This window comes from Acinetobacter sp. MD2(2019) (assembly GCF_035615615.1).
Lineage (GTDB): Bacteria > Pseudomonadota > Gammaproteobacteria > Pseudomonadales > Moraxellaceae > Acinetobacter.
On record NZ_VTDU01000008.1, the window covers coordinates 1 to 26,158 of the forward strand.

28 protein-coding genes and 1 tRNA gene are annotated in these 26,158 nt (G+C 40.7%); 14 read left to right on the top strand and 15 right to left on the bottom strand.

Translation table 11 applies throughout. The features are described from left to right. Both I2F62_RS05890 and I2F62_RS05895 read right to left on the bottom strand, forming a co-directional pair. Positions 1 to 122: transposase (locus I2F62_RS05890; RefSeq protein ID WP_324626190.1), on the bottom strand; the 122-nt coding region annotated here is incomplete at its 3' end. 141 nt (positions 123 to 263) lie between these two features. Next, complete coding sequence (locus I2F62_RS05895; protein ID WP_420713730.1) at positions 264 to 1,601, bottom strand: DcaP family trimeric outer membrane transporter; 1,338 nt, start codon at positions 1,599 to 1,601, stop codon at positions 264 to 266. Positions 1,602 to 2,231: 630 nt separating this feature from the next. On the opposite strand from I2F62_RS05895, the gene I2F62_RS05900 reads away from it, so the two are divergent. The 3 genes from I2F62_RS05900 (at position 2,232) to I2F62_RS05910 (ending at position 4,609) form a co-directional block, all read left to right on the top strand. Beyond that, on the top strand, positions 2,232 to 3,146 hold the full coding sequence (locus tag I2F62_RS05900) for a patatin-like phospholipase family protein (protein WP_324626097.1): 915 nt from the start codon (positions 2,232 to 2,234) through the stop codon (positions 3,144 to 3,146). Positions 3,147 to 3,264: 118 nt separating this feature from the next. Next, positions 3,265 to 3,738, top strand: a complete 474-nt coding sequence (locus tag I2F62_RS05905; protein ID WP_324626098.1) for an NfeD family protein — start codon at positions 3,265 to 3,267, stop codon at positions 3,736 to 3,738. A 10-nt stretch (positions 3,739 to 3,748) separates the two neighbouring features. Continuing rightward, the gene (locus I2F62_RS05910) at positions 3,749 to 4,609 is read left to right on the top strand and encodes an SPFH domain-containing protein (RefSeq protein ID WP_324626099.1); all 861 of its coding nucleotides are present in this window, start codon (positions 3,749 to 3,751) and stop codon (positions 4,607 to 4,609) included. A gap of 73 nt (positions 4,610 to 4,682) precedes the next feature. Here I2F62_RS05910 and I2F62_RS05915 read toward each other — a convergent pair whose 3' ends face one another. Next, the gene (locus I2F62_RS05915) at positions 4,683 to 5,591 is read right to left on the bottom strand and encodes a farnesyl diphosphate synthase (RefSeq protein ID WP_324626100.1); all 909 of its coding nucleotides are present in this window, start codon (positions 5,589 to 5,591) and stop codon (positions 4,683 to 4,685) included. 28 nt (positions 5,592 to 5,619) lie between these two features. After that, positions 5,620 to 5,961 carry a zinc ribbon domain-containing protein YjdM gene (locus I2F62_RS05920; RefSeq protein ID WP_324626101.1) on the bottom strand — a complete coding sequence of 114 codons (342 nt, stop codon included), beginning with the start codon at positions 5,959 to 5,961 and terminating at the stop codon, positions 5,620 to 5,622. Between the two features lie 282 nt (positions 5,962 to 6,243). Here I2F62_RS05920 and I2F62_RS05925 point away from each other — a divergent pair, with 282 nt between their 5' ends. The 3 genes from I2F62_RS05925 to I2F62_RS05935 all read left to right on the top strand — a co-directional run bounded on the left by I2F62_RS05925 (position 6,244) and on the right by I2F62_RS05935 (position 8,179). Continuing rightward, positions 6,244 to 7,596 (top strand): amino acid permease, encoded by a 1,353-nt coding sequence (locus tag I2F62_RS05925; RefSeq protein ID WP_324626102.1) that lies wholly within the window; start codon positions 6,244 to 6,246, stop codon positions 7,594 to 7,596. Positions 7,597 to 7,709: 113 nt separating this feature from the next. After that, positions 7,710 to 7,782, top strand: a tRNA-Arg gene (locus tag I2F62_RS05930). Positions 7,783 to 7,987: 205 nt separating this feature from the next. Then, positions 7,988 to 8,179 (top strand): hypothetical protein, encoded by a 192-nt coding sequence (locus I2F62_RS05935; RefSeq protein WP_324626103.1) that lies wholly within the window; start codon positions 7,988 to 7,990, stop codon positions 8,177 to 8,179. 87 nt (positions 8,180 to 8,266) lie between these two features. Here I2F62_RS05935 and I2F62_RS05940 read toward each other — a convergent pair whose 3' ends face one another. Further along, positions 8,267 to 9,454, bottom strand: a complete 1,188-nt coding sequence (locus I2F62_RS05940) for a sugar transporter (protein WP_324626104.1) — start codon at positions 9,452 to 9,454, stop codon at positions 8,267 to 8,269. Between the two features lie 304 nt (positions 9,455 to 9,758). On the opposite strand from I2F62_RS05940, the gene I2F62_RS05945 reads away from it, so the two are divergent. Both I2F62_RS05945 and I2F62_RS05950 read left to right on the top strand, forming a co-directional pair. Then, positions 9,759 to 10,496, top strand: coding sequence for a phosphoadenylyl-sulfate reductase (locus tag I2F62_RS05945; protein WP_324626105.1), 738 nt, complete (start codon positions 9,759 to 9,761; stop codon positions 10,494 to 10,496). Between the two features lie 156 nt (positions 10,497 to 10,652). Beyond that, on the top strand, positions 10,653 to 12,029 hold the full coding sequence (locus I2F62_RS05950) for a wax ester/triacylglycerol synthase family O-acyltransferase (protein WP_324626106.1): 1,377 nt from the start codon (positions 10,653 to 10,655) through the stop codon (positions 12,027 to 12,029). A gap of 50 nt (positions 12,030 to 12,079) precedes the next feature. Here I2F62_RS05950 and I2F62_RS05955 read toward each other — a convergent pair whose 3' ends face one another. The 6 genes from I2F62_RS05955 to I2F62_RS05980 form a co-directional block, all read right to left on the bottom strand. Continuing rightward, positions 12,080 to 12,259: a PA1571 family protein gene (locus tag I2F62_RS05955; protein ID WP_324626107.1), complete on the bottom strand. Its 180-nt coding sequence runs from the start codon at positions 12,257 to 12,259 to the stop codon at positions 12,080 to 12,082. Between the two features lie 123 nt (positions 12,260 to 12,382). Further along, positions 12,383 to 13,837, bottom strand: coding sequence for a ribonuclease G (gene rng, locus I2F62_RS05960; protein WP_324626108.1), 1,455 nt, complete (start codon positions 13,835 to 13,837; stop codon positions 12,383 to 12,385). A 39-nt stretch (positions 13,838 to 13,876) separates the two neighbouring features. Further along, positions 13,877 to 14,443, bottom strand: coding sequence for a Maf family nucleotide pyrophosphatase (locus I2F62_RS05965; RefSeq protein ID WP_324626109.1), 567 nt, complete (start codon positions 14,441 to 14,443; stop codon positions 13,877 to 13,879). Next, entirely contained in the window at positions 14,431 to 14,922 is a 492-nt protein-coding gene (mreD, locus tag I2F62_RS05970; RefSeq protein WP_324626110.1) for a rod shape-determining protein MreD, read from the bottom strand. The genes I2F62_RS05965 and mreD overlap by 13 nt, the downstream gene beginning before the upstream one ends. Continuing rightward, positions 14,909 to 15,766 carry a rod shape-determining protein MreC gene (gene mreC, locus I2F62_RS05975; RefSeq protein ID WP_324626111.1) on the bottom strand — a complete coding sequence of 286 codons (858 nt, stop codon included), beginning with the start codon at positions 15,764 to 15,766 and terminating at the stop codon, positions 14,909 to 14,911. The genes mreD and mreC overlap by 14 nt, the downstream gene beginning before the upstream one ends. Before the next feature lie 12 nt (positions 15,767 to 15,778). Beyond that, the gene (locus I2F62_RS05980; RefSeq protein WP_324626112.1) at positions 15,779 to 16,822 is read right to left on the bottom strand and encodes a rod shape-determining protein; all 1,044 of its coding nucleotides are present in this window, start codon (positions 16,820 to 16,822) and stop codon (positions 15,779 to 15,781) included. A 131-nt stretch (positions 16,823 to 16,953) separates the two neighbouring features. Between I2F62_RS05980 and gatC the strand changes: the two genes are divergently transcribed. Genes gatC through gatB form a run of 3 tightly spaced genes read left to right on the top strand, consistent with a single transcriptional unit; the run spans position 16,954 to position 20,274 of the window. Beyond that, entirely contained in the window at positions 16,954 to 17,265 is a 312-nt protein-coding gene (gene gatC, locus I2F62_RS05985; RefSeq protein ID WP_324626113.1) for an Asp-tRNA(Asn)/Glu-tRNA(Gln) amidotransferase subunit GatC, read from the top strand. 49 nt (positions 17,266 to 17,314) lie between these two features. After that, positions 17,315 to 18,793 (top strand): Asp-tRNA(Asn)/Glu-tRNA(Gln) amidotransferase subunit GatA, encoded by a 1,479-nt coding sequence (gatA, locus tag I2F62_RS05990; RefSeq protein ID WP_324626114.1) that lies wholly within the window; start codon positions 17,315 to 17,317, stop codon positions 18,791 to 18,793. Further along, the gene (gatB, locus tag I2F62_RS05995) at positions 18,793 to 20,274 is read left to right on the top strand and encodes an Asp-tRNA(Asn)/Glu-tRNA(Gln) amidotransferase subunit GatB (RefSeq protein WP_324626115.1); all 1,482 of its coding nucleotides are present in this window, start codon (positions 18,793 to 18,795) and stop codon (positions 20,272 to 20,274) included. The genes gatA and gatB overlap by 1 nt, the downstream gene beginning before the upstream one ends. Before the next feature lie 56 nt (positions 20,275 to 20,330). Here the strand turns inward: gatB and I2F62_RS06000 are convergent, their stop codons facing one another. From I2F62_RS06000 to I2F62_RS06015, 4 genes are all read right to left on the bottom strand, one after another. Further along, positions 20,331 to 21,293, bottom strand: coding sequence for a DUF3644 domain-containing protein (locus I2F62_RS06000; protein ID WP_324626116.1), 963 nt, complete (start codon positions 21,291 to 21,293; stop codon positions 20,331 to 20,333). A gap of 296 nt (positions 21,294 to 21,589) precedes the next feature. After that, a complete protein-coding gene (locus I2F62_RS06005; RefSeq protein ID WP_324626117.1) occupies positions 21,590 to 22,099 on the bottom strand; it encodes a hypothetical protein in 510 nt (169 codons plus the stop codon). An 81-nt stretch (positions 22,100 to 22,180) separates the two neighbouring features. Beyond that, entirely contained in the window at positions 22,181 to 22,951 is a 771-nt protein-coding gene (locus I2F62_RS06010) for a hypothetical protein (protein WP_324626118.1), read from the bottom strand. Between the two features lie 38 nt (positions 22,952 to 22,989). Then, positions 22,990 to 24,054, bottom strand: a complete 1,065-nt coding sequence (locus tag I2F62_RS06015) for a DUF1176 domain-containing protein (RefSeq protein ID WP_324626192.1) — start codon at positions 24,052 to 24,054, stop codon at positions 22,990 to 22,992. A gap of 139 nt (positions 24,055 to 24,193) precedes the next feature. Between I2F62_RS06015 and I2F62_RS06020 the strand changes: the two genes are divergently transcribed. From I2F62_RS06020 to I2F62_RS06030, 3 genes are all read left to right on the top strand, one after another. Then, entirely contained in the window at positions 24,194 to 24,949 is a 756-nt protein-coding gene (locus I2F62_RS06020; RefSeq protein WP_324626119.1) for a DUF4850 domain-containing protein, read from the top strand. A 110-nt stretch (positions 24,950 to 25,059) separates the two neighbouring features. After that, positions 25,060 to 25,611, top strand: coding sequence for a chromate transporter (locus I2F62_RS06025; protein WP_420713733.1), 552 nt, complete (start codon positions 25,060 to 25,062; stop codon positions 25,609 to 25,611). Then, positions 25,608 to 26,132, top strand: a complete 525-nt coding sequence (locus I2F62_RS06030; protein ID WP_324626121.1) for a chromate transporter — start codon at positions 25,608 to 25,610, stop codon at positions 26,130 to 26,132. The genes I2F62_RS06025 and I2F62_RS06030 overlap by 4 nt, the downstream gene beginning before the upstream one ends. The last annotated feature ends 26 nt before the right edge of the window (positions 26,133 to 26,158 follow it).

The window sequence follows — 26,158 nt, forward strand, 5'->3', positions numbered from 1 at the left end:
CATTTGTAGAACGTTGCCGTACTCATACCGTGTTCACGACAAAGATTCGGTACAGGCGTGCCAGATTCAGCTTGTTTTAAAATACTCATGATTAAACTGTCTGAATATTTTGATGTTTTCATAGAAAATCTCCTTGGACAAAGGTTAATCGATTTTCTACTTTTAAACTCGCTTAATTTGCGGGAGCATTACCATTCTATTTATAAAAAAACCACCCAAATACATGAGTGGTTTTTTAAATACTTAACCAATAATGCGAGGCATTAGAAGCTATATTTTGCCATTAAGTTAACACGTGAATAATCACCTTCTTGGCTAGAGAAAGTTTTACGCTGACCATAGGTATATTCCATACCTAAGTCTAGGTTTTTAACCGGAGTATAGAAGCTGTTCACAAGAATGTTATATAAGTTCTTGTTTGCAGCAGCACCGTAAGTACCGTTGTCTTTATACCAAATACCACCAGCAGCTACATTAGAACGCCATTGAGGATTCCATTTGTGCCCATAACCAATTAAACCTGTGTCGTATTCACCCAGATTAATTGTGTAATCTGTAGTTGTACCATCACCAGTCACTGTGTATGCGTTGTTTACATACAATAAGTATTTGCTATCACCTTTAACGTGGTAATAGTTAGCAAAAACAGTATCATTTGGCGTTAAGCTATATTTACCGCCAAGACCAACACCCCAACCCCATTTTTCTTGATCGTTATCATCATTTGTTGATACGCGGTTTTCGTGTGCTAAAGCATGAACTTGTAGCAAGCCTTTTTTATCTGCTGTCGCAACATCATAACGTGCGGTTAAAGCAGGAAAACGGCTGCCGCCAGAAGTTTGGGTAGCGCCGCTAAAGTTATCTACATCGCCGCCTTCTAAAGCAACCAATAATTTTTGGTTCGCTGTTAAAGGTTGTGTGTAACGTACTTGTACTGTACGCGTTGCGCCATAACCCATTGGGCCATTAAAGTCGACTGTATCAGGTGCTGTATCAGCATTTACAAATGGAGAAGTGGTTTGACCAACCAACCAGTTGCCTAAAGATAAGTAAGCATGACGCACACGGAATGCACCACTACCATTTGTGCCTGAAGAGCCCATGAAGTCAGCTTCAATTTTACCCGTCAAATCGCCGTGTTCAGTTGGACGAACAATGTCTAAACCAATACGTGAAGTCGCGGCAGTCACATTCATACTATTTTTAGTTGCATTTGCAGAATTTAATGGTACTGCATTGCTGTTATTTGAAATACTTGCTGATGGGTTGCCTTTAAGGTCATAGGTACCATCTACACGAACGCTACCGTAAAGTTTAACTTGAGTTTGACCGTCTGGTAGTGTCAACCAACCTGGTTTGCCACTTGCAACCGTTGGTGCTGCAACAGGTGCAGTTTTTGCTGCAATTTCTGATTGTTGTTGCAATTGCACTGCTTGGTTTTGTTGTTGATTAGAAAGTTGCTGAACCATTTGTTGTAGTTCTGCTACTTGAGCTTTTAATGATGCAACATCTTGAGTCGCTGTTGCTGCTTGAGCAGAACCAACTGCACCAAAAAGTAACGCTGCGCCCACTGAAGCAGATAAAACTTTAACCTTGACCACGTGTCTTCTCCATTAAAAAATTAACTTATTGTTTTGGAAGTCTTCATACTATTCCAAACAAAGATAACAAACTTATGACAATCCTTGTATAAACTTAATCTTTCTTACTTATTCCATTCACATCTATACAAGCAAGTTAAAGATTGATACAAAACATAACTTTAAATTTTCGTATTTCCAATAGCACTTTTGGCTTTTTTTTTAAAATCTCCATTAAAATTGATTACTTTTTAATCAATTGATTGCTTTTAGCATGCTGACCTCGAATTTGGTCAAATTTCATCCAATAATTTTTAAAACCGCATGTGATAAAAGCAATAACAAAATTTATGCTAAAAAATTAAAGTAGCAAATGATATCCTAAAAAATACTGCCTGATATTTTATTATTATCTACTCAGAGCAAACAGAATAAAAAGTTAAAATCTAAAAATGCGCTGTAAGCAGTTTTGATCAACAAGAGTGCATCCTCTAGCCAAAGTACGCGAGCAATAAAGATGCAGCACTCAAATTTAAACGTATAAATTTAACTTTAAATGAAACAATAATTTTTTGTAATTTCACTGGTCAATCAGGCTAAAATCTGCTCTGATTCAGCTTTTATGATTGCATAGAAATATTGAACGGTATGATGTTTAAATTTGCACGCTGGTCTTGCATAACGCTATTAGGAATCAGCTTATTTGGTTGCGACACCACAGGCACCAAAACACCACCTCCCAACGTAAAACCACGCGAACCAGTCATTGCACTGGCACTTGGTGGTGGCGGTGCCAAAGGTTTTGCCCATATTGGTGTAATTAAGGTTTTAGAAGCACACGGAATTAAACCTAAAATTGTAACCGGAACCAGCGCTGGCAGTTTTGTCGGTAGCCTCTATGCCAGTGGTAAAACGCCTTACCAATTGCAACAACTTGCAGCACAGCTTAAAGAGTCCGACTTACGCGACTTAACCCTTAACCGACAAGGATTTATTGTCGGACAAAAACTACAAAACTACATTAATAGCCAAGTGAGCAATAAACCGATGGAACAATTTCCCATCCGTTTTGCTGCGGTGGCAACCCGTTTAGACAATGGGCAAAAAACGACTTTTATTCGAGGTAATGTGGGCCAAGCCGTTAGAGCATCGTGTAGTATTCCTAACGTGTTTTTGCCAACAACCATTGCAGGGGTTAAATATGTCGATGGTGGCTTGGTCAGCCCAATCCCTGTTAAAACGGCGCGAAGTATGGGCGCAGATATTGTGATTGCAGTAGATATTTCAGCACGTCCTTCTGGCAGTTCTGGCAACATGCTGGGTTTACTCGACCAAACCATTAATATTATGGGGCAGCAAAGTATTAATGATGAGCTTAAACAAGCCAATGTGGTGATTCAACCTAAATTAGGTCAGATTGGCGCACTCGACTTAGCCGCGGGACAAGCAGCCATTTTAGAGGGTGAACAAGCGGCACAACAAAAAATAAACTTCATTCAAAGCGCAATTGCAAATTTCAAAAAATCCCCTGCAGCGTTTAAGCCTGCCCCACGCCCAAGCATTTAAATGGTTTCACATTAAAAGATGATCAACAAAAGATCATCTTTTAATCATCTGGTTTTATGTTATACTCTTTGATACTCATTATTTCTATAATTTAATAACACTTAGATAGAGGCGCGCTATGACGCTTATATTAGAACCATGGCATTGGTTCGTAGTCGGTGTGGCACTCATGTTATGTGAGTTAATTTTACCTGCATTTGCTGCCCTTTGGTTTGGTATTGCAGCAATTATGGTCAGTCTGTTGTTGTGGTTATTTCCTTGGATGGGCCTCAGTGTTCAACTAATTACATGGATCATCCTGTCCATTTTATGCACCCTTCTTTGGTTTAAGTTTATTAAACCGTTGTCTGTTGATAAAACCAAAGCAGGATTACCCCGTGAAGCCACAATTGGCCAAATTGGAATGGTTATTCAAACCGGACTTAGCCACGAACAAGTAAAAGTACGTTTTCCTGTACCTGTTTTAGGTGCAGACGAATGGATCTGTCGAACGATGGTTCCTGTTGCCGTAGGCGATCGCGTCAGTGTAATTGATATTTTAGGTAACGACTTAGTTATACAACCGTATCGCTCTATAAACACAATAAATTAGGAAGAAGATCATGAATTTAACCATCATCATGCTTGCCCTATTGGTTTTTGTAGGGATCACCATTTTTAAAGGTGTCCGTATTGTTCCACAAGGCTATAAATGGATCGTACAGCGTTTAGGGAAATATCACGTTACCCTCAATCCGGGCTTAAACTTCGTTATTCCGTATGTAGATGAAGTGGCTTATAAAATTACCACCAAAGACATTGTCTTAGATATTCCGTCTCAAGAAGTAATTACCCGAGACAATGCGGTACTGGTCATGAATGCGGTGGCTTACATTAATTTAACTACGCCAGAAAAGGCCGTATATGGCATTGAAAACTTTAATTGGGCTATTCAAAACTTGGTTCAAACTGCATTACGTTCAATTGTCGGTGAAATGGATTTAGATGATGCGCTTTCTTCACGCGACCATATTAAAGCTAAACTTAAAGCTGCCATTTCAGATGATATTGCAGATTGGGGAATTACCCTAAAAACAGTAGAGATTCAAGATATTCAGCCATCTTCAACCATGCAAGCAGCCATGGAGGCACAAGCGGCGGCAGAGCGTCAACGCCGAGCAACGGTGACCCGTGCCGATGGTGAAAAACAAGCCGCTATTTTAGAAGCCGATGGCCGTTTAGAAGCCTCTCGCCGAGATGCCGAAGCACAAGTGGTATTGGCCGAAGCCTCAAAACAAGCCATTACCATGATTAGTGCTGCAGTGGGCGAAAAAGAAACCCCTATCGCCTACTTATTGGGTGAGCAATACATTAAAGCCATGCAAGACATGGCGAAATCGAATAACGCGAAAACTGTGGTTTTACCTGCCGACGTGCTTAATACCATTCGCGGTATTATGGGCAAAACGCCACCTTCCGCTTAAATTTTTCACGCTATGCATTGAGTCATTGATGGCTCAATGCTTGAAAATAAAAATAAACTTACGTTTCAATCAGTTAATGATTTCTTGCCAATAAAAATTGCGTAATGTCTAATAATTGTTTTGCATCATCCCCAAAATACGATAATGCTTCTATAGCTTGATCATGTAATTGCTGAGCATATTCTTGCGCTTGAGTTAATCCCAATAACGCTGGATAGGTCGATTTTTCAACTTGCATATCTTTGCCTGCAGTTTTGCCCAATACGCTGGTGTCTGCGGTAATATCCAGAATATCATCTTGCACTTGAAATGCTAAGCCAATGGCTTGACCAAATTGGCGTAATTTTGAAATCGACACATCTGTGCCCTTAAATAAGGTCACGGCAGACATCATAATTGCGGCCTGAATGAGCGCACCGGTTTTATTACGATGAATATTTTCAAGCATTTCTTGGTCAATCTGCTTACCTTCCGACTCTAAATCAAGCACTTGCCCACAAACCATTTTAGAACTTGAGGTTGCTAAAATTTGTATTTGTTTAAACATAATCTGCTGATCGACCGCAATCCCTTGATCGAACAATCGGCTTGACAACACTTCATACGCCATCGACTGCAATACATCTCCCGCCAACAATGCCGTACTTTCACCAAAGGCAATATGACACGTCGGTTGCCCTCGGCGTAAAGAGTCGTTGTCCATTGAAGGTAAATCGTCATGCACCAATGAATAACAATGAATCAATTCAACCGCCACAGCCGCACGGCGCACAGCAGCCATATTCGGGTTGGGCTGTAATGTTGCTGTTGCATAACATAGTGCCGGACGCACCCGTTTACCCCCTAACATCACCGCATGATGCACGGCGCCTTTTAAGGGTTCAGGAAGTCCAAAAGCATCCAAAGCAGTGGTTAAATCCTGTTGAATTTTTTGTTGGGCAGATTTTAAAACATCTGCAAAAACGGGTGTAGTCGCTGACACATTCGCCTCTGTCGATCTAATGATCTAATTAAGATTTTTTCACAAATTCAGATTTAAGCTTCATCGCACCGATGCCAGTAATTTTACAATCGATATTGTGGCCATCTGACGCATCTAGCACTAAACGAATGCCTTTCACTTTGGTGCCGACTTTCACAACCAAAGACGAACCTTTGACTTTCAAATCTTTAATTACAGTTACGGTATCACCATCTTGCAAAGCATTACCATTCGCATCCACAATTGTTTCTACTTGCTCAATGTGTGCCTCAGCTTCTTTCCATTCATGACTACACTCGGGGCAAATAAAAAGCGCGCCATCGACATATGTGTATTCAGACTGACATTGCGGACAAGCTGGGATGGTCATGAGATCTTCTCAAAAATAAAAATATTATCGCCTGTATGCGCAGTTTTTTCAAAATTATCTTTCGCCAATCGTTCTTGTATTGCAAAGCCTCGCAAAAGATTCAACTTAGATATTCATTTTTGCTTATCGATGATGATGACTTTTCATGTGGATTAGCAATTTATTGGTTAGTTCTAAAGCAAAAAAAATTAACCTCGAGTCAATTTAAAATTGTATAGATGCTAGGCGAAATATTACCAATCCATTACAATCCAAGAAATTCTATCTCGAGCTGTAAGACACGTGAGTAATAAAACACAACTTCAGCGAGGCCTAAAAAACCGCCACATCCAGCTCATAGCCATGGGCGGAGCCATTGGAACAGGTCTTTTTTTAGGTTCTGCGCAAGTCATCCAGTCTGCTGGTCCATCTATTATTTTAGGTTATGCCATTGGCGGTTTAATTGCATTTTTAATTATGCGCCAACTTGGGGAAATGATCGTCCACGAACCAACCACCGGTTCTTTTAGCCACTTTGCCTATAAATATTGGGGCAATTTCCCAGGCTTTATGTCTGGCTGGAACTACTGGATTTTATATATTTTAGTGGCTATGTCTGAATTAACGGCCGTTGCGAAATATATTAATTACTGGTGGCCATTTATTCCAGCATGGGCGTCTGTATTATTCTTCTTTGTCGTAATTACCTTGGTCAATCTTGGCAATGTCAAATTCTATGGTGAATCTGAATTTTGGTTGTCTATTATTAAGGTCACTGCGGTCATTGCCATGATTATTTTTGGCGTTGTGCTTTTAATGACTTCAGACCCAAGTTCTGGTTCAAGCATTACCAACTTATGGACGCATGGTGGCTTCTTTCCAAAAGGTTTTGATGGGCTTTTTTATATGCTCGCCTTTATCATGTTTGCCTTTGGCGGTATTGAACTGATTGGTATGGCCGCGGCTGAAGCTGAAGATCCAGAAAAAACCATTCCCAAAGCGATTAACCAAGTGGTTTTCCGCGTACTTATTTTCTACGTGGGTTCTTTAACTGTTTTACTCTCTCTTGTTCCTTGGGATAAATTAGAACTAGGCGGTTTAGATAAAAGTCCATTTGTGATGATTTTTAGCCAACTGGGCATTGGTTGGGCTGCAAGTATTCTCAACTTTATTATCTTAACAGCGGCGCTTTCTGTTTATAACAGTGGTATGTATGCCAATAGCCGTATGCTGTTTGGTTTAGCTGAACAAGGCAATGCACCTAAAGTATTTCTGAAAGTAAATAAACAAGGTGTACCTATTCCTGCAGTATTATTTTCAGCATTGCTTATTTTTGGTTGCGTATTGCTGAACTATTTTGTGCCTGAAGATGCGTTAGGGCATTTAATGTATATTGTCGTTGGTGCATTGGTTCTGAACTGGGCGATGATTGCTTTAACCCATCTAAACTTCAAAAAAGTACTTAATGCTGAAGGCGTAAAGACACTTTATCCATCTTTCCTCTATCCTTTAACCAACTATATTGTGTTGATTTTTATCGCACTTGTACTGTTTATTATGTGGAAACAAGGCTTTAAAGAATCGGTGATTATGATTCCTGTTTGGATTGTAGCAATGTTCGTTTTGTTTAAAATCCTTAAAAACAAAAACGCATAAGCACAGTATTCAGCTTTCAAGCACTAAAAATAATATCTTGATTATTTTTAAAAAGTTATTGCCTAGCAATAACTTTTTTTTTGCCGTTATTTAAGCTAAAGTGGAGCTGTCACGCGGCCTTAGCTTAACTGGATAGAGCAGTTGCCTCCTAAGCGACCGACGTGGGTTCAAGTCCCTCAGGCTGCGCAGTTTTATGTAATCTTAACGATCATTTGGTCTAAATGAGCAACGCTATTTATCGCAATTAATCTAGGGTGTTTATAGTACATACATTCGTACAGCTCATGTTTAAGCACCATTATACGTGACTGGTTTTATACCATTTGGTCTATTAAGTGTTAAAATAATATTATCTTTAAAGTATTTTTAGGCTTTTATTTAGGACGTTATTATGGCTGACATCATTGAATTAATCGAAGCAATTACACTCGAAAAAGAAGGCTGCTCACCCATTCACTTTACACAAGGCACGGTCTTTAAAGTAGAACAAGACTTCCCAAATTGTTATTTGGTCCGTACTGACGATGGCTTTACATTTACCTTAGAAAAACAGCAAGAACATAAAACTTGGGTGAAACTCTAACAGGTTAAAAACTTATTCTTTTTAGAAGCTAAAAATATAACTGCATTATTTAAAGCCTATCTTGCTCTAAGATAGGCTTTTTATTGACTATAGCTTGGTCTTAAATTCTGGTCGCAAAATTAATGCAATACAGAACAATAAGCCGACACAGGCAACGCTTACCCCGACCCAACCAATCACACTTAAACCGGCTTTTAAACTCACAATACTGCCCAGTAATGCTCCGCCACCGATACCGACATTGTATAGTCCTGAATAAATAGACATTGCAACATCAGTTGCATCTGAGGCGAATTGAAGAACTTTGGCTTGCATCACCAAACCAAAGCTCATAATTGCAATGCCCCACATTATGGTTAAAGCGGCTAAACTTGAAAAGCTATAAGATAACGGCAATAGCAAAAACATGCTTAAACCAATCGCAAAACATGAACCCACAACAAACCATTGCTCTTTGTTACGACTAAACCGACTAAATAAAATTGAACCTAAAATGCCTGAACCACCATAAAGCAACAACAAAGATGTGGTTTGTGAGGAACTCATATGTGCCACAGTCATCGCAAAGGGTTCAATGTAACTATAAGCGGTGAACTGTGCCGTAATGACAAATACCGTGCTCACAAACAACAATAATAAGGCCGGTCGTTTAAACAAGATGCCTAAACTACGGATTGAACCAGAATTTTGACTTGGTAATTTGGGTAAGGTTTTGGCTAAAATCAGCGTGGTAATGGCAGCCAATAGTGCAATTAATCCAAACGTATTACGCCAACCAAACATTTCACCAATCACCCGACCAAACGGGATGCCAAGCACCAACGCCAATACCGTGCCGGTCGAGAGTAAACCAAGTGCTTGCACGCCTTTTCCAGCAGGCGCCACACGAACAGCTAAAGACGCAGTAATTGACCAGAAAATGGCATGCGAGAATGCAATACCAATCCGCGCAATCAATAAAATTAAAAAGTTTGAAGCAAAGCTCGACAAAATATGGCTAAAAATAAACACCACAAAAATGGCAAGCAGCAAATGCTTTCGTTCCATATTTTTGGTCAGCAGCATCATCGGTAAAGACACCAAAGCCACCACCCAAGCATAAATGGTGAGCATCACCCCCACTTGTGCAGGCTGCATGGAAAAACTTTGCGCAATATCTGAAAGTAATGCAACAGGAACAAATTCGGTGGTATTAAAGATAAATGCCGCCAAAGCCAAGGCAATGACACTAATCCATCGCCCTTGTGTTTCAGACTGTTGAGTAAAAAGCATCATATAAGTTAATTAACACATCAAAACAAGCATAACTTCACATTATAGAAGTACATTTTGACTAAGACTACATTCTTTGTTCATCGGCTACATAATTCAAGCATAAAAAACCGTTGAATTCTCAACATATTATCCGCACATTTTGCTATAAATTGGCAATTTGCTGTATGATTTCAATCAAATAAATCATTTTTATTGATAAGCTTGCCATTTTTAATGCTAAGCAAATTTTATGATTTAATTTACAATATTTGAGATTTAACACCCATCTGCACTCTAGCATCCAAGCTGACAGCCAGGAACCATCATGACCGACACAATTCCCACTATTGACCTTATTGATGCACTTGCTGCTGACTATGCAGAAAAATCTCCCTCTGAAATTTTAGAACTGGCACTGAATCAACATGGTGAAGTAGCGATTTCTTTTTCGGGTGCAGAAGACGTTGTACTCATAGATATGGCTTATCGTTTGCGTAAACCTTTTCGCGTATTTAGCCTTGATACGGGGCGGTTGCATCCAGAAACCTATCAGTTTTTAGAACAAGTACGTAAATTTTATAAAATTGATATTGAAGTGTGTTTCCCTGAAGCCGATGCAGTGCAAAATTTTGTCAAAGAAAAAGGCTTATTCAGCTTTTTTGAAGATGGTCACCAAGAATGCTGTGGCGTTCGTAAAGTGCAGCCGTTACGTAAAAAATTAGCCACCCTCGATGGTTGGGTGACGGGACAACGTAAAGACCAAAGCCCGGGCACACGTAATGACATTCCGGTGATTCAATCTGATATCGGTTTTTCAGGGCCAAATAAACAGCTCATTAAATATAATCCACTGGCAAATTGGTCGAGTGCCGATGTTTGGAATTATATTCGCATGATGGAAATTCCATACAATCCATTGCATGAACGTGGTTTTATTTCTATTGGCTGTGAACCGTGTACTCGCGCAGTACTGCCGAATCAACATGAACGTGAAGGTCGTTGGTGGTGGGAAGAAGCAACGCACAAAGAGTGTGGTTTACATGCTGGAAATTTAAAGAAATAAATGATGGTTTAGCCCATTGCACTGGTTTAAAAATTAACTGGTGCAATCAGTCATTAATTTATTTCTATCTTGTCAATGACTCAGTTTATACTGAGAAGATATAGAAATGAAAAAATGATTCACACGCAAATAGCGTAAGCAATGAGGCAGCTCCCCATGCGACCATTACACCCGATTGATGTTATTTTCCTGTCTTTAGAGAAGCGCCAACAGCCAATGCATGTCGGCGGTCTTTTCTTATTTAAAATTCCAGACGATGCACCTGCAACCTATATTCAAGATTTAGTACAAGATATTCGAAAATCAAAAAGTATTCCCCTACCACCGTTCAACAACCGCATGAATGGTTTATTTTGGGATGAAGATCAAGAATTCGATTTAGATCATCATTTTCGTCATATTGCGCTGCCGCATCCAGGACGCATTCGTGAGTTATTAATTTATATCTCTCAAGAACATGCAACTTTGCTCGACCGCGCCAAGCCGTTATGGACATGTAGCATTATTGAAGGCATCGAAAACAATCGTTTTGCCATGTACTTTAAAATTCACCATGCCATGGTGGATGGTGTGGCCAGTATGCGCTTAATGGAAAAGTCGTTTGCGAAAGACCCTAATATACGCAGCATTGTGCCGCCTTGGTGTATCGACAGTCGCAAAGAAAAAGTTAAAAAGCCAAACTTGATTCGTCGTTTATCACAAACAACCAGCAACATTAAACAGCAAGTGACCGCAACACCTGCGGTATTTAGCGAACTGTATCATGCCGTTCAAGAACGCCGCTCTAACCCCGATTATGTGTCGAGCTTCCAAGCTCCTGCAAGCATTTTAAACCAACGTGTAACTGCCTCACGCCGTTTTGCCGCGCAATCTTTCGAGTTTGAACGCTTCAGACGCATCGCCAAAGCTTTAGATATGACTTTAAATGATATTGTACTGGCGGTATGTTCAACTGCGTTACGCGAATATTTAATGAGTTTAGACAGCTTACCGAGCAAACCACTGATTGCCATGGTTCCAACATCTATCCGTAATGATGATTCAGACCTGAGTAATCGCATTACCATGATTTTAGCCAATTTAGCGACACACGTTGCCGACCCGATTGAACGCGCAAAAATCATATCGAGAAGCGTTAAAAACTCCAAAATGCGTTTTCAGCGCATGACCTCAAGCCAAATTTTAAGTTATAGCGCGTTTGTGTATGCTGCAGCTGGACTAAATATTTTATCGGGCATGATGCCAAAACATCAGGCATTCAATTTAGTGATTTCAAATGTTGCAGGCCCAAGAGAACCGCTTTATTGGAATGGTGCCAAGCTTGAAGCGCTGTATCCTGCTTCGGTGGTGTTCGATGGTCAAGCGCTGAATATTACACTCACCAGTTATTTAGATAAGCTTGAAGTTGGAATTGTGGCATGCCGTAAAGCATTACCTAAAGTTCAAAATCTATTGGTTTTATTAGAACAAGCCATTCAATGTTATGAAGACTCTTTGGGGTTAAATCAGAACATCCCTGTTCATACTGAATAAGTCTTTGCTGGTGACATCGGCTAAAGGGATCAATGCTATCCCTTTAGCGATTAATGATTGACTGTACGACATAATTTTAAAAGTTCAATACATACATCTTGTACCATTGATGATGTAATTGGCACTTCTTTACCTTGCTCATCGACCATATAGCAATCATTTTTTGTTGCATGATGATCTGATGCATCTTGAGCATGTGTATGGACTGTTTTTTCTTCACAGATTTGCATAATTTCCTCCCCGTGGCTAAGACAAAATGTCTTTGGCTAAAACCTAGAACTATAGTATGAAAAATGCGATGCAAAAGTAAAATCCCAGTTGTAACAAGGCTTAAGCGATATCTTGTTACAACTTTAACTTAAAATGATATCGTATTGCTCTTGCGTATATAGGTTTTCCACCTGAAATTTAATGATTCGGCTAATAAAGTGCTCTAAATCGGCCACTGCAGGTGCTTCGGCTGTTAACAATCGGTCAATCACCATTGGGTTTGCAACCACAGTAAATCCGGTTTGAGACTGATATGCGCGCGCATAACGCATGATTTCGCGAAATATTTCATAACAAATTGTCTCAGCGGTTTTCACAAAACCACGTCCCTGACAGGTTGGGCAGGACTCACACAACAAATGTTCTAAAGATTCTCGAGTTCGCTTACGGGTCATTTCAACCAAACCCAATTCAGACACTTGCGTAATTTTGGTTTTAGCATAATCACGCTCAAGCATACGCTCAAACTGTTTCATCACTTCATCGCGATGCACAGCTTCTTGCATATCAATAAAGTCGATGATAATAATGCCTCCCAAATTACGTAAGCGTAACTGACGTGCAATGACTTCAGTGGCTTCCATATTGGTTTTAAAGACCGTATCTTCTAAGCTGCGACCGCCCACGTAAGAGCCCGTATTTACATCAATGGTGGCCATTGCTTCGGTTTGGTCAATCATTAAATAGCCACCCGATTTTAACTCCACTCGAGTTTGTAAGGCTTTTTGAATATCTTCTTCGACATTATATAAATCAAATAATGGACGCTCGCCGGGATAATGAATCAAACGATTGATCATTTCAGGCATAAAGTCGCCAATAAATTCTTTTAATTTGTTATAAATTTCACGCGAATCGATATAAATTTTATGCGTATTTTCATTAGCCAAATCACGAATAATCCGCTCAGGTAATGGCAGCTCTTCAAAAATAAGCGAAGGAACCACTACACTGCGCTGTTTACGCTGAATATATTCCCAAAGTTTGGCTAAATACGCCATATCCTGCACAATAGATGCTTCATCAATCCCGTCGGCTGCGGTACGAACAATAACACTGCCGGGTAACTTAAATTCAGTTTGGATATTTTCAATAATTGAGCGCAAGCGTTCGCGCTCTTCTTCAGATTCAATGCGCTGTGAAACGCCAATATGATTCCCAAAAGGCATTAACACCAAATAACGCGATGGAATAGAAAGATCGGTACTTAAGCGCGCGCCTTTAGTCCCCAACATGTCTTTCATGACTTGTACGGTTAAGGTCTGCCCGGGTTGCAGTAATTCAAACACATTCGGAATGGGCTGTGAACGCGGCCAGACCATATCATTAATATGTAAAAAAGCCGTACGCGATAAGCCAATATCGACAAAGGCAGCCTGCATACCCGGTAAAACACGCACCACTTTACCTTTGTAGATATTGCCGACCAAACCCCGTTTTACTGTTCGTTCAACATACAATTCATTGACCGTACCATTTTGAATTAATGCAACGCGACACTCCATCGGCGTGACATTAATCAGCAGTTCATCTGACATAAGCAACTCAAAAACATTTTAAGAATTCTTTTAAAGCAATTAGTTTAGTACATTAATCGCTTTTAATAATGCTGCTGTTTCATGCAATGGCAAGCCCACTACATTGGTATAACTACCGACAATTTGAGGGATAAACTGCGCAGCAATCCCCTGTATTGCATAGCCGCCGGCTTTGTCTTGCGGCTCTTTGCTTGCCCAATAATATTCCATATCATGCGGCGTTAATATTTGAAACTGAACCTGTGTTTTTACCACTTGGCTGGATGTTGTCAATGCATTCATTACACAGACACCAGTCAACACATCATGCATACGCCCAGATAATTTTTGCCAAATTTCAAAAGCATGCGCTTTATTGAGCGGCTTACCAATAATTTCATTATCTAAAGAAAGGCAGGTATCGGCAGCAATAATAGTTGCATTAGGGAATTGCTGCCATACGGCATGCGCCTTTTGTTTAGCCAAGCGTTCGACATATTCAGTGGCGGTTTCTTCACGTTGTACTATTTCATCAATTTCAGGACTGCAAATTTCAAATTCGAGTCCAAGCTGCTTTAACAGCTCTTGACGGCGTGGAGAACTCGAGGCGAGAATTAAACGCGCCATCGTTTCAAACAATAATACAGTATGGGCCAAATTAAAGCACTACTGATCAACGGTGGCCAGCGACGCATCATCGGGTAATTAATACCCACCATCACTTGCGTTACCCAAAGGAAAAGTAGATACGCAACCGTTGCCAAAAAGGCAATGACCCATAAATTTAAAAAAGTGAGAATACGACGCTCACGCACAAAAAAACGCGCCGCAAAGGTCAGCAATACGAAAATTAATGCATTTTGCCCTAAGGGCGCATCAATGAGTAAATCAGTAAAGACGCCCATTCCAAATGCGAACCAAACGCCACACCAAACGGGTTGGCATAAAGTCCAATACATCACAACCAATAGCATAATGGCGGGTCGCCATGCTGACGCATCGTAAGATAATGGATAGATGCTGAGAATAGACGCGATCACAATTGAAATTGCAATTGCAATCAGCGGATCTTTATTTGTTTTCGGTCGATAATTAGCGGTTAACATAGGGTTGTTCCTTCGCTAAAGTATCTGAAAATAACACGACCACATAATGTCCACCAGAAAGCTGCGCAGCCGGTGTCACCTCAATTTTTGCAAACTCACCCGAATTGTGCCGCTGAATATTCGCGACAATTCCAATCAGGTAACCTGCAGGAAAATGCTCGCCTAAGCCAGAACTATACACCCGATCGCCAACAACAATATCGGCACTGGTTGGCACATATTGCATTTGCAATTGACCTGAATCGCCAGTGCCTGAAATAATTGCGCGCATACCTGTGCGTTCAATTCGTGCAGACAACGAGCTTTCTTTATCGGATAACAACAATACGCGCGCGCTATGGGAATAAACCGTAATAATCTGCCCCATAATGCCTTTATCATCAAGCACGACTTGCCCTTCATGCAAATGATCGGCTGTACCGCGATTAATCACAATAATGTGTCTGAGTGGATCGGCGTCGGTACCAATCACTTCTGCAATATCCATGCGCCCATCAATAATTAATGGCGTATCGAGCAAACCACGTAAACGGGTATTTTCAGCAGAAAGTTCAGATAATTTTTGTAGACGCACCTGCCCTTGTAATAACTCTGCACGTAATGCAGTGTTTTCACGGCGCAATTGTTCTTCAGATTTGGTCTGCTGACTCAGCCATTCTCTCGACATGACAGGATAACTTGCAACCGCATAAATGGGATTATATGCGGCACTTAAGACATCCCTTGCAGGTTGAATTACATGTGGCATACGCCAGTCAAAAAATAAAATGACGAAACAGGTAATTACCGCAATGATAAATGAGCGAAAAGATGGCGGTTGTCTTGAAAAAATATTCGGTTGCACCGCCGTATCCTTTTAACCTACAAAAAGCATGTCGTGGTTTGGATTATCAAAGAATTCTAAGACTTTACCACCACCACGTGTTACGCAAGTTAATGGATCTTCAGCCACAACCACAGGCAAGCCTGTTTCTTGCGCCAATAGTTTGTCTAGATTACGTAATAAACCACCACCGCCAGTCAGTACAATTCCACGTTCAGCGATATCTGATGATAATTCTGGTGGGGTTTGCTCAAGGGCAGATTTTACAGCAGAAACAATACTTTGTAATGGATCTGCAATGGCTTGCATCACTTCATCTGAAGTCACAGTAATTGAGCGTGGAACACCTTCGGCAAGGTTACGACCACGAACTTCAATTTCAAGCTTCTCGCTGCCGCCAGCAATAGCCATACCGACTTCTTTTTTGATTAATTCTGCGGTTGTTTCACCAATCACACAGCCATGTGCTTTACGTACATAGTTAATAATCTGTTCATCGAACACATCACCACCAATGCGTAAAGAGTCTGAATAAACACAGCCTTGAAGTGAAATAATGGCAATTTCAGTCGTACCGCCACCCACATCAACCACCATAGAACCACATGCTTGTTCTACAGGTAAGCCTGCACCAATCGCCGCAGCCATTGGCTCTTCAATTAAACGTACATCACGCGCGCCTGCATTAAACACAGCTTCACGAATGGCACGACGCTCAACCAAAGTCGATTTACACGGCACACAAACCACAACACGCGGTGCGGGTGGAAATAATCGCTTTTCGTGCACTTTACCAATAAATTGATTTAACATGGTTTCAGTGACTTCAAAATCAGCAATTACACCATCTTTCATCGGACGGATTGCAGAAATATTTGCTGGTGTACGACCGAGCATTTGTTTAGCATCGAGACCTACAGCAGCTACAATTTTTTGCGAACCGCTATGACGAATCGCCACTACTGTCGGTTCATTTAAAATAATGCCCCGTCCCGGCGCATAAATTAGTGTATTAGCTGTACCTAAATCAATGGCAAGATCTGGCGAAAACAAGCCAATTAGTCGTTTTAGAATCACGGGTCGTTCTCAATTTCTACAAATATGGACGCAAGGTCGCAACTTTAACTAAATGTGATGCTTTGAACAAGTCAATCGCTTATCATATAGCACAATATTTTTATTTTTTTTGATACTGACGAGGTGATGTTATGTCTACATCAGATGCGCAGCATTCAAATTTGGATGCTCAAACCATTTCACAGATTGCAAATCTTGCTCGTTTATCGCCCAATGATGCTGAATCTGCCGAGTTCGCACAAAGTCTAAATAAAATTTTAGACATGATGGAAACATTGAAAGCCTTTGATACTACTGGTATCGAACCGTTAAAAAGTCCATTTGATATGCCACAACCGCTTCGCGCTGATGTGGTCACTGAAAATAACCATCGTGAAGACTATCAAGCGATCGCACCGGCAACACAAGACGGTTTATATCTTGTGCCGCGTGTAATTGAATAAGCCCTTTTATTGTTACTTTTTGTAAAAATTTTCTATTTAGACTCTTATTATGACCGACTTACACCGCTTATCGATTCGAGAATTATCAGAAGGTTTATCTTCTGCAACGTTCTCTTCGCGTGAACTGACACAACACTATTTAGACCGTATTGCCAAACTGGACAACAAAGTCAACGCCTATGTGACGGTTGCCAACGAATACGCTTTGGCACAAGCCGATGCTGCCGATGCTGCACGTCAAGCAGGCAATGCGGGCTCACTCACAGGTATTCCACTGGCACATAAAGATATTTTTTGTACCCAAGGGCTTAAAACTTCTGCCGGTTCAAAAATGTTGGACAACTTTATTGCACCTTACAATGCTACCGTGGTTGAAAAAACCAATGCAGCCGGCTTGGTGACTTTAGGTAAAGTCAACATGGATGAATTTGCCATGGGTTCGGCGACTGAAAATTCCTATTACGGTGCGACCAAAAACCCATGGAACTTAAACCATGTTTCGGGTGGTTCATCTGGCGGTTCAGCAGCAGCGGTTGCCGCTGATCTTGCACCTTTTGCCACAGGTACAGATACGGGCGGTTCGATTCGTCAGCCAGCGTCATTTTGTGGCTTAACTGGTTTAAAACCGACTTATGGCCGTGTCTCTCGTTTCGGCATCATTGCCTACGCATCTTCACTTGACCAAGCCGGTCCAATGGCACGTTCGGCAGAAGACTGCGCCTATTTAATGAATGTGATGGCAGGTCACGATGCTAAAGATTCAACTTCGGTGAATAAAGAAGTGGATAACTACGTTGCTAATTTAAATGCCACTGCGCTTAAAGGCTTACGAATTGGTATTCCAAAGCAATACTTTAATGTTGCCGGTTTGGATGCTGAGGTCAAAGCTCGTGTTGAAGAGTCGCTAAAAAAATTGCAAGAAATGGGTGCGGTACTGGTCGAAATTGACCTAAACATGACAGAAAGCTACGTGCCGACGTACTACTTAATTGCCCCTGCCGAAGCATCGTCGAACCTGTCACGTTATGATGGCGTGCGTTATGGCTATCGTTGTGAAAACCCTGCCGATTTAATGGATTTATACAAGCGTTCACGCTCGGAAGGTTTTGGTACCGAAGTACAACGTCGTATCCTGATTGGGACCTATGCCTTGTCTGCAGGTTATTACGATGCTTACTACGTCAAAGCTCAAAAAGTTCGTCGCCTCATCCAACAAGATTTCTTAAACGCCTTTGAGAATGTGGATGTGATTGCAGCGCCTTCTGCGCCAACCACCGCATATAAACTCGGTGCAGATTTAAGCCCTGTCGAAATTTACTTAGGTGATATCTACACCTTGGCGGTAAACCTTGCTGGCTTACCTGCCATCAATGCGCCTGTTGGTTTTGACAGCAACAATTTACCAGTGGGCTTACAATTGATTGGTAACTATTGGTCTGAATCACAATTGTTATCTGTGGTACATCAATATCAACAACACACCAACTTCCATACGCAACGTGCGGCAATTGCTGAGGAGAAAGCATAATGGCTAATACTCAAAAAACTGCTAAACCGAAGTCGAACCTTATTGATGGTTGGGAAGTCGTCATTGGTATTGAAATTCACACGCAATTGGCAACCCAATCTAAAATTTTCTCAGGGTCATCAACTGAATTTGGTAATGATCCAAATACCCAAGCCAGCCTTGTCGATTTAGCCATGCCGGGTGTTTTGCCGGTACTGAATAAAGAAGTAGTCGATTTAGCCATTCGTTTCGGTTTGGGCATTGATGCATATATTGATCAAGCCTCAGTATTTGCGCGTAAAAACTATTTCTACCCAGATTCACCAAAAGGTTATCAAATCAGCCAAATGGACAACCCCATTGTAGGTTTGGGGCATATTGATATTCAACTTGAAGATGGCACCGTTAAACGTATTGGCGTGACCCGTGCGCATTTAGAAGAAGATGCCGGTAAATCCATTCACGACCAATTTGAAGGCATGTCTGGCATTGACTTAAACCGTGCCGGTACGCCTTTACTTGAGATTGTATCTGAACCCGACATGCGTTCGGTTGAAGAAGCGGTGGCGTATATTAAAGCCATTCATACCTTGGTGCGTTGGTTAGGCATTTCTGACGGTAACATGGCAGAAGGTTCATTCCGTGCCGACTGTAATGTGTCGCTACGTCGTCCGGGTCAACCGTTTGGTACACGTTGCGAGTTGAAAAACCTCAACTCATTCCGTTTTATCGAACAAGCGATTAATGTTGAAATTGAACGCCAAATGGAAATTTTGGAGTGGGATGGCACGATTGACCAAGAAACCCGTTTGTTCGATCCTGTAAAAATGGAAACGCGTTCGATGCGTTCGAAAGAAGAAGCGAACGACTACCGTTATTTCCCAGACCCTGACCTTTTACCTGTAATTATTGCCGATGCGCAAATTGAGCAAGCACGTGCAGCCTTGCCTGAATTGCCTGCAGCACGTCGTGAACGCTTTATTGCCGACTTTGGCGTGACGGAATACGATGCGCATGTGTTAACGCTGACTCGTGAAATGTCTGAATTTTACGAAGCTGTGGTGAAAGCCTCTGGCGGTGCAGCACAAGGTAAAGTGGCTGCCAACTGGGTGATGGGTGAATTCTCAGGTGCTTTAAACAAAGCAGGCTTAGAATTGGCTGAGTCCCCTGTTTCTGCTGAACAATTGGGCGGCATGATTGCCCGTATTGTCGATAACACCATTAACGGTAAAATCGCCAAGCAAGTGTTCGGTTTTATGTGGGAAGAAGGCAAATCTGCGGATGAGATCATTGCAGAAAAAGGCTTAAAGCAAGAAACCGATACAGGTGCAATTGAGGCTATTATCAAAGATGTATTGGCAGCCAATGAAAAAATGGTTGAAGAATACAAATCGGGTAAGGAAAAAGCTTTTAATGGTCTTGTTGGTCAAGTCATGAAAGCAGCCAAAGGCAAAGCCAACCCTTCGCAAGTGAATGAATTGATGAAGAAGTTGATTGGTTAAGCTGATTAATTTTGGAATAAAAACCCGCTTTAGAGCGGGTTTTTTCTAAAAAAGTTTCATGGTGATAATTTTGAACGCACCGCCTTCAACCATCTTTCATAATAGAAACATTGTTTACCAGCAACTATTACACTATAGCCATTATTCGGATTACGGGCATCATACTGATTAACTAGTTGAGTATGTTTATGCATATTGAAATCTGAAAACCCTTCATTTTTCATAATTTCAACAATTTGTGATGGTAGATATTTAGCTTTTTCAGTTTCTTTAATAACAGCATATTGTTTATTCACACCATCTGCTAATGGTGAATCAGATTTAACGAACTCAATGACTTTATCTGCTTGCCCTTTTTTATTAGCTAATTTAGGAATAAATAAGATACGATAAGCATATTTCGGATTAGAAAAGTCTTCTTCACTTAATGATTGATCAAAGTCTAAGATATAAGAGGAAATATTTCTTGGTAATCCCTCTTGATCAATCAACATTTCTTTTTGTTCTTCATCAATAGATGAAAATTGAAGACTAAATGATAGATGTTTCTCAATTCCTAAATAATCCCCAAAATATTTTTTCAAATATTCATTATAATTTAAACAACAAGCTTGAAATCTAGCACTCAATAAATCATCTATTCTATTTGTCATTTGATGTTCAATTTCATGCCTTAAACCAATTAAAAATCTTAGGTTGTTAGCAGTATCTTTATCAATCGGGGATTCAGAAGAATTTAAACAACGCTCTAACTCCCAATATTTATATGCCCCTTTAGCTGTTTTATGAAACTTTTTTCTAACTCCTTGCTGTTCAAAATATCTATATTCAACTTTTTCTTTGCGATAATATGCATGCAACAAATAAGTCCATGCAATGATCATTAATACAATATATGCTTCTGCCTTGAATGACATACTGGGATTATTAAAAATTTGTACTGCTGCTAAAGCAGACTCTCTAGACTTTTTAACTAATTCATTCTTTACTGATCCAATCTGCCTGCTTCTAACTGTCATTTCAACCGCCAATTTTTTTTAATTATGTGAAATATGGAGTTAAAACATCCAGATTCAATACTTAATGTATATTTTTCATATCATAAATTAATTTAAAATTTTGAGCCAAAATACATTACCATCAAAAATCACATCATCTACAAAACTTGAAGATTTGGGATGCCTTCAGCATTCTAAGCCTTTTTTTATGCGTGATTTTTTATATAGTGAAATCGCCAATTAGTATGGCATACCCAATTTTCAAGACTATCCTGATATTGCTATTCAAAATAGTAGCCCTCTCGGGCGCAGTGGATTTACAAACCCAACTTATCCAACAACCCCGGCGTTAAAAACGTCATCGCCACTTTATTTAAGTCAATATAACGCAATGTCCCTTGTAACTGCTGTTTCACCGCAGGGTCTTTAACTATATCCTCACCAGCACTCTGCCCTAACTGCTGAAAACTCTGCCCCACCGCCTGCAAGCCCTCAGATTGAATCACGTTTTTAGTTTGCGCTGAACATTGATCAATGATAATGCGCTGTAATACTTGAGCAAGTTTTTGATCAAGCTGATCTTTTTGTTCAGCTGTAACATGACTAAATGCTTTTAAATCAGGATGTACCGACAAAGCAGCATAGGTCCATTGCAACACCGTCGTTTTATCGGCTGCCGTGGTGGATTTCACCAAACAATCACTGAGTTGATCCACCGCAGCACCTGCACTTGCCATTTGCGACGCCCCCAACAGCGCACTCGCTAAAACAAGCGAATATCCCAAACATGAAAATTTACGGCGATTAAAAGGATAAAGGTGCGACATAGCTTCAGTTCCAATCAATAATATTCTATTTCTAACACATTCAGATGAGCGGTATCTATGACTCAGCTGTCAATCGCCCAATTAATTCATTCCTTCATAATCCCATTGTTCTGGAATATTCGGGCGTTTGGGCACGTGATCTAAGTCAATTTTTACAATTTTACTGCCTTTAAATGATTTCTGCCCTGAATCCGACACAGGTGACACTTGTAAATGATAGCGATACTTAAATTGCCATAGCATCGGTTTGATCGGTTGTATATCCACGCTTAACCAATCTTCATCATGGCATTGTCCTTTGGAAACTTTAAAGTCATCTTCTGAAAAACAGGCTCGAATCATACGGTAAAAGTAAAATGGGTAATCCTGTATAAACTGACGTGTATGACCATCTGCCTCTAGTTCGTAAAAACTCGCACGCTCAATATTTGCCCCACCACCCGAATACATTTCTGTCGTCGTGTCAATCATTGCAACCGCATATCGGTTGGCTTGCATTGGAAAAAGCCGAGGAAAAATATAAGGTTTCGATGTCATCGTTTCCTCAGTGGGACTCAGCTTTATTTGCCAATATTTGAGTAATTTCAACTCTTTCGCAACAACGTCAAACTCAGCAATCGTTTTATCTACTAGCACCCACACATGTTGATCGGGTGTTTTTAGACTTTGCAATTGCCCTTGTTGGTCACACAACGTTTTGACCTGCGTGCATAACGCATTTTTCTGTGTTTGACTGAATTGTGCTTTTTTAAATTCTAAAATGTGCAGTGGTGCAGCATAACCCGATACGCTCAAACCAGCGCATGCAACTGCAAACATGAGTTTTTTTAATGTAACTTTATGATTTAACATAACAACTCCTTAAAATAATTCATTTAAGATTCAACATATTATTTTACAACTGCTTCAATTTGATTCAGTTCCCATACGCCACCTGCAGCCAAGCCTTTACACATGCCTGTCCACATCTCTTGAGTATGCACAAACATCTGTCCATCCCATACCCATTCATCACTCGACCAACAGTCCCCAATCCCGCGCCCTTTTTGTGCACTGCTGATCATACCCGAATCGATATCAGAAGCCGACTGCGTCACATAGGTCACCGGACCTTTCAGCGATTGATCCAGCACCCAAGCCCCATACCCTTCATTATAGGCACCACGCCAGCATAAGGTGGTCGCCAGTACCTTGTTATTGCTGAGCTTGTATAGTTCAATCGGTTGCGCTTCTGCGCCATCGCCATTATAAATACCGTCACAAAAGTCCTCATCTTTTGAATCTGGATTGGTCGCCATCAACAGCGTATGTAACGCTGTATAGTGTTGGGTTTTGGGTTGAAGTGTTAAATAAGGTTTGTTGGCTGTTTTGACTTGTTTAATCACCAATTTTGGCTGTGGCATCAATACCTTAGATTCATCTAATTTGCCTTTTTTCACCAATGCACCGACCGTACCCATGCGTTTTTGAAAATCATCCATTTTCATCAACGTGGCGGTCAGGCCTGCATCGGAAATTTGCCATGTGTAATGGGCATTTTTAAAGCTGATCTCTACGTTTTGAGCAGAGTGTTGCAGTAACGCATTGACTTGAGTGGCAGAAAGTTTTCCCATTAACGGTGAATCAGCACCATCAACAGCAATAACTCCCCAATCCTTGCCATTGAGATAAAAATGAATATTTTTAATTTTTTGTTTAGGAAATATTTCTTGGTCGCCACCCGCCAAAGCAAATTCGGCGTGTACAGGCTGTTTAGCACCAGCGTTGCGGGTCAATAGAAGAGATGCAGGCAAGCCAGTCCATTCATCTTGTTGATACCCCGCTGCACGACAGGTACCGGTATTCGAACAGTACACCTCCCAATTTTGATGAAAGAATTTGATTCCTTGAATGTCTTGAGCCAAGCCCCATGAACTGACCACCAAAAGGCTACAAGCACTCAAGATTGTTTTTATATGAGTCATTGTTCAGGCAATCCTTATATTTTTAATACAAGCACCATGTTAAATCTTTGAGGAAAAATACAATAATGCACTATTGTATTCAAAATACGTACGTTTTAAACCCGCATACTTTTGAAGGATGATTTTATTCATGAACAGACATATCATAAAATATCTGCTCGTACTAGGATGCGTCTTCGCGATTGCACCGACTTATGCAGCAGTTTCCAGCTTCAACCCCACTTTCCCACATTTTTCCAGTAGCCTAAAACAGCGTAAGCAAGAGAACCAAACTGATGCACTGGGCGAAGTCGCATTTAAAAACAAGGTCACCGTACCATTTTATGGCATCACTGCAAGTAACCCAATTGGAGATGGATTAGTGAGAGAGTTTAAACAGTGCACAGCCAAAACTTGCCAATTTGATTTTAAACTGTCTGCCGAGCAAGCCAGTCAATTGAAACTACTAGATATCCCAGAAATTGGTGTGGTTTTGGTGCCTCGCACATGGCAAGACATAGAGGTGGATGTGGGCGCAAATGGAACGGGCCGTGCGTTGATCATGAGTCCCGATCAAAAACAGGCGATTAAACTTTATGATTCTTCGGTGTGTGCAGGTTGTGGTATGCCCTATGCCACGCTGTATTTTCCAAATTTGCTCAAACAAAGTGTTGAGTATGAATATGGTGGCTATCAAGACCGAAAAAAATTAATCAATATCGTACATCCATCAAAACAAGTTGCCTTCTTTAGTTATCAAATTCCGAACTTGAGCTATAAAACGCATGGTGTAGCCAAATATATTGATGATGGCGATTTTAATTTTAGAGAAATCAAAGTAACTTTGGCTCAGCCACAACAGCATTTAGTCGGAACGATTCTAAATTTTTATCATTTTACACATTAAAATACGGCGTTTATTGTTATGATTCAATGACGAATCATCTTGATCATCAAATCAAGCGTCAATCCAACACAGTATGTTCACAAGGATTATTTGAGTCACCTATAAAGACAATGAATGTTATGGAAAATCAAACGTCTACGCCAACCAATTCCGAGCTTTTTTTCGGCTTTTTAAAACTTGGCATGATCGGTTTCGGTGGTGTGCTTCCTTTAACACATCGCCTGGTGGTGGAAGAAAAACAGTGGCTGAATCCAGCAGAATTTACCAATTTACTCGGTGTATGCCAAATTTTACCCGGGGGCAATGCGGTGAATATGTCGGTGGCGATTGGCATGCATTTTCACGGCATTAAAGGTGCATTGTCTGCAATTTCAGGGCTGATTTGCGTGCCCACTTTATGCGTGATTTTACTGTATTCATTTTATGAACAGTTTCAAGCGATTGCGTGGGTGCAACATCTCATTTTAGGACTGGCCGCCACCGCAGCAGGACTGCTACTGGCCACAGGCATTAAACTCTTTAAACCCCTGATTAAAAGTAAACTCAGTTATTTAACTGTGGCGTTAATTTTTATTTTGATGGTTGGCTTGAAACTATCACTACTACTCACTTTAATCATTTTATTGAGCCTCAATATGCTGATCTTGAAGGTGAAGGCATGAATCCGGTCTTACTGGCATTATTCTGCATTTTTACCAAACTTTCATTATTGGCTTTTGGTGGCGGGGTAACGGTACTGCCTGAAATGCGTCATCAAGTGGTAGATGTTCACCATTGGCTCAGTAATGCAGAATTTAGCGCCATGTTTGCGTTATCTCAGGCGGCACCTGGGCCAAACATGATGATTTCACCGTTAATCGGTTGGCATGTGGCAGGTTTTTCAGGCTTAGCGGTGACGACCGTTGCCAAATTCGCACCCTCATCCATCGTCACTTTAGCAATGTTGCACTACTGGAATCGTTTTCAAGCACATCCATTCCGAGCACTTTTTGAATACGCATTAAAACCAATTACTGTAGGTATGGTTTTAGTCAGCGCGTATTTTATTGCACAGCCTTCTTTAACTCATCTGAGCCTTGTTGGTATTATGCTATTCACCACATTATTGGGCTGTTTGACCAAGCTACACCCAATGTGGCTGATGCTGATTGGGGCAGTTTGTGGGGTCCTTTTTCTGGCTTAATTCTCCTGTACTGTTCAATGCACAGG

Bases quoted from the DNA above. Each gene is read 5' to 3' on its own strand.
- I2F62_RS05900 (WP_324626097.1), top strand. From the start codon at position 2,232: ATGTTTAAATTTGCACGCTGGTCTTGCATAACGCTATTAGGAATCAGC.
- I2F62_RS05905 (WP_324626098.1), top strand. From the start codon at position 3,265: ATGACGCTTATATTAGAACCATGGCATTGGTTCGTAGTCGGTGTGGCA.
- I2F62_RS05910 (WP_324626099.1), top strand. From the start codon at position 3,749: ATGAATTTAACCATCATCATGCTTGCCCTATTGGTTTTTGTAGGGATC.
- I2F62_RS05920 (WP_324626101.1), bottom strand. From the start codon at position 5,961: ATGACCATCCCAGCTTGTCCGCAATGTCAGTCTGAATACACATATGTC.
- I2F62_RS05935 (WP_324626103.1), top strand. From the start codon at position 7,988: ATGGCTGACATCATTGAATTAATCGAAGCAATTACACTCGAAAAAGAA.
- I2F62_RS05940 (WP_324626104.1), bottom strand. From the start codon at position 9,454: ATGATGCTTTTTACTCAACAGTCTGAAACACAAGGGCGATGGATTAGT.
- I2F62_RS05945 (WP_324626105.1), top strand. From the start codon at position 9,759: ATGACCGACACAATTCCCACTATTGACCTTATTGATGCACTTGCTGCT.
- I2F62_RS05950 (WP_324626106.1), top strand. From the start codon at position 10,653: ATGCGACCATTACACCCGATTGATGTTATTTTCCTGTCTTTAGAGAAG.
- I2F62_RS05955 (WP_324626107.1), bottom strand. From the start codon at position 12,259: ATGCAAATCTGTGAAGAAAAAACAGTCCATACACATGCTCAAGATGCA.
- rng (WP_324626108.1), bottom strand. From the start codon at position 13,837: ATGTCAGATGAACTGCTGATTAATGTCACGCCGATGGAGTGTCGCGTT.
- I2F62_RS05965 (WP_324626109.1), bottom strand. From the start codon at position 14,443: ATGGCGCGTTTAATTCTCGCCTCGAGTTCTCCACGCCGTCAAGAGCTG.
- mreD (WP_324626110.1), bottom strand. From the start codon at position 14,922: ATGTTAACCGCTAATTATCGACCGAAAACAAATAAAGATCCGCTGATT.
- gatC (WP_324626113.1), top strand. From the start codon at position 16,954: ATGTCTACATCAGATGCGCAGCATTCAAATTTGGATGCTCAAACCATT.
- gatA (WP_324626114.1), top strand. From the start codon at position 17,315: ATGACCGACTTACACCGCTTATCGATTCGAGAATTATCAGAAGGTTTA.
- gatB (WP_324626115.1), top strand. From the start codon at position 18,793: ATGGCTAATACTCAAAAAACTGCTAAACCGAAGTCGAACCTTATTGAT.
- I2F62_RS06000 (WP_324626116.1), bottom strand. From the start codon at position 21,293: ATGACAGTTAGAAGCAGGCAGATTGGATCAGTAAAGAATGAATTAGTT.
- I2F62_RS06005 (WP_324626117.1), bottom strand. From the start codon at position 22,099: ATGTCGCACCTTTATCCTTTTAATCGCCGTAAATTTTCATGTTTGGGA.
- I2F62_RS06010 (WP_324626118.1), bottom strand. From the start codon at position 22,951: ATGTTAAATCATAAAGTTACATTAAAAAAACTCATGTTTGCAGTTGCA.
- I2F62_RS06020 (WP_324626119.1), top strand. From the start codon at position 24,194: ATGAACAGACATATCATAAAATATCTGCTCGTACTAGGATGCGTCTTC.
- I2F62_RS06025 (WP_420713733.1), top strand. From the start codon at position 25,060: ATGAATGTTATGGAAAATCAAACGTCTACGCCAACCAATTCCGAGCTT.
- I2F62_RS06030 (WP_324626121.1), top strand. From the start codon at position 25,608: ATGAATCCGGTCTTACTGGCATTATTCTGCATTTTTACCAAACTTTCA.